Raw genomic sequence first — 2,632 nt, forward strand, 5'->3', positions numbered from 1 at the left:
CCGGCGGCGTGCGGGTGCACGCCGTCGAGCAGGCCATCCGCGACTCCGCCCACGGACTGCTGGTCTTCGGCCCGCGGTCCGCGGACGACGGGTGGGCACTCCAGGAGTACGCGGCCCTGATGGAGCGCTCGATCGAGTCGGGCAGGCTGTTCATCCCCGTCCTGGTCGGCGACGCCGTCCTGCCCGAATTCGCGCGTACGCGGTTCAGCGCGGATTTCCGCGACGTCGACGACGACACCTACACGCGCAGACTGGAGCAGATAGTCCGGGCGTTACAGAACGGCTGATCCGTCCTCCCCCTCCTCCTCGATATCGACGGTTTCCACCGCGCCCACCGCGTCCAGGACTCCCAGGGCCTCGGTGCCCTTTGCCAGCGACGCTTTCCTGGCGTGCCGCTGAGCACTCTCGACCAGTGCGAGGGCACGCTGCAGCGGAAGGTGCCGCAGCAGTTCGTTCGCATTGCCGCTGACGACCTCCGGTACGCCCATGTCCTTCAGCTGGCGCAGGAACATCTCCATGGCGATGGTGTCGCGGCCGAGTACCTCGATCTTCCGCTCCAGCACCACCGTCTCCAGCATCCGGTCCTCCCGCTCGCCTCGCCGTTCGCGGTCGCGGATACGCTCCCGGATGACCGAGTTCTCCTCCTCGGCCTCCAGTTCGCGGGTCTCCATCTGCTTGTCCGCAAGCCGCCGCCGCGCCCGGTCGAGTTCGGGATCGGAGGACTCGAACTCGCCCAGCGTCGTCCCCCGCGCCTCGATTCCCCAGGCGGCGAGCGCGTTGCGTACCTGGGAGGAGAGATCCGTCCGCGTACTCGCGTACATGCTGAGGAACTCCTCCACCGTGGAGGCCGAGGCGATGGCGTTGAAATACGTCTCGACCATTCCTCCCAGCACCCGTTCCACGAACCGCTGCACCGGAAGGGGGTCGTCCACCAGCCCGCCCAGGCGGGAGGTGTGGGCGCCGCCGAACCTGCTGACCAGCGTGGGCGCGGCCGGCTCCGGGATCTCCAGGGTCTGCGAGATGTCCACCTGCAGCCGGTGCCCCTGGACGTTCACCAGAATGGGCCGGAGCGCCGCGTCGTAATTGCTCGGCGAGCGCTCCTTCTTCGTCCACTCGATGACGAGCGTGCGCGTGGGAATGAGCACGACGCGTACGAACCAGGGGTTCAGGGCGTATACGGAACCCTCGCCCAGCGTCTCCTCCTGCACACCCCGCTGTCCGCCTCTGGCGAGGAACTCCCAGGGCAGCCGGAAGTTGCTGTGGCCCGGAATGATCGGCCCGATGGGCCGTTCGTCCTTCCTGGCCTCGGCGCCGTCCAGGGTGACCACGACCCCGGTCTCGCCGATCTGGATGGCGATTTCCTTCAGATGGTCCCCGGTGAGCCCGTCCTGCCGGGTGCTTCCCACGGTGGCCGTGGTGATGACCTCGAAGAGATCCGGATTGATGTTGTAGTACGACCCGCCGGTGAGGATGGCCAGTTGCCTGCCCTGCTCGCCGCCCTCGCGGAGGAAAGCCTCGCCGTCCTGGAAGTTGTCGCACTCCACATACCGGCCGAAAGGCCGGTCCGGGGGCCGGACATTGCCGTCCTTCGCGATGACGAGGGCCACGGTCCCCGGCTCCACATACGTACGGGGCGCCAACTCGACGTCGAAAAGCTCCCTGTTGAGGTCGTACGAGGAGTCGCCCGGCAGAATCGCGATCTGCCTGCCCTGCTCGCCGCCCTCGCGGAGAAATGCCTCGCCGTCCTGGAAGCAGTCGCATTCCACCTGCCGGCCCAGCGTGCGCTGCGCGGGCCGCCTGGCGCCCTCGCGTGCCGTCACGAGGCCGACCCGGTCCGCCGGCACGTACGTCCGCGGCGCCATCCTGACCCGGTACAGCACGGGAGGGAGCCAGTAGGCCCGGCCCGGGAGCAGCACGCGGGCCTGAATGCCGCGGCCGTCCCGGTGCGGCGTGACGTATTTGAAACGCCTCTCGGGATCACCGCGGCCGAAGCGGCGCGTGACGATGCCGACCTTGCCCGCGGGAACCACGTGCACGCCGAAGTTGATCCGCGGGCCGCCGGTGCGCGGAGGGCGAGGCGGTGCGGGGGAGCCCGACCGGTTCTTGGGGCCGGCGGCGGAATGCCGTTCAGGCCGGCCCAGGGCGACCAGAACGACGAATACGACGGCCACGACGACAAGCACCACGACCAACACGGTGATCATTCGACTCCGCCCTCCGCTCGCATACGCAGGTGTACGGCAAGCACGGTTTCTGTCCACTGGTCGTACCAGTCGGGATAACGCTCGTTCTGCGGGTTGCGGAGCGTGGGAAAGAACCCCGGCGGCCGGTCGGGGCCGGTGAACGCGCGGTACTCCGAGACGGCGTCCTCGACGGAACCACGCCAGCCGTACGCCAACGAGAGTGCCAGGAAGTCCCGGTGCCGCGCACTCGCCGGACGCGCCCTTTCCCGCTGTGGCCGGAATCCGTACCTGCCGCCCGAGAACTCCGTCCATACGGCGTCCACTTCGCGCAGCAACCCGGCGGGCAGCCGCCGCCCGTCGCCGCGCCGCAGCCAGCCGCTCTCCAGCCGGTCGACGGCCCGCAGGATCAGGGCGGTGGTGAGCACGTCGGCGTGCTCCCACTCGTGCTC

The 2,632-nt window shown here is 69.1% G+C and carries 3 protein-coding genes; 1 reads left to right on the plus strand and 2 read right to left on the minus strand.

Translation table 11 applies throughout. The annotated features are described in order from the left end of the window. Positions 1–287, plus strand: a 287-nt coding sequence (locus tag H5J30_RS26455) for a toll/interleukin-1 receptor domain-containing protein (RefSeq protein WP_181789849.1), incomplete at its 5' end; no start/stop codon positions are given. Here H5J30_RS26455 and H5J30_RS26460 read toward each other — a convergent pair. Then, the gene (locus tag H5J30_RS26460) at positions 273–2,204 is read right to left on the minus strand and encodes an SPFH domain-containing protein (RefSeq protein ID WP_181789850.1); all 1,932 of its coding nucleotides are present in this window, start codon (positions 2,202–2,204) and stop codon (positions 273–275) included. The two genes, H5J30_RS26455 and H5J30_RS26460, sit on opposite strands and share 15 nt — an antisense overlap. Then, a partial coding sequence (locus H5J30_RS26465; RefSeq protein WP_181789851.1) for a GUN4 domain-containing protein occupies positions 2,201–2,632 on the minus strand: 432 nt, incomplete at its 5' end. The genes H5J30_RS26465 and H5J30_RS26460, both read right to left, overlap by 4 nt.

Source organism: Streptomyces phytophilus, from assembly GCF_013870535.1.
GTDB lineage: Bacteria > Actinomycetota > Actinomycetes > Streptomycetales > Streptomycetaceae > Streptomyces > Streptomyces phytophilus.

What these genes read in the sequence shown, in the direction of transcription:
- H5J30_RS26460 (WP_181789850.1), bottom strand. Translation starts at nt 2,204, where the DNA reads ATGATCACCGTGTTGGTCGTGGTGCTTGTCGTCGTGGCCGTCGTATTC.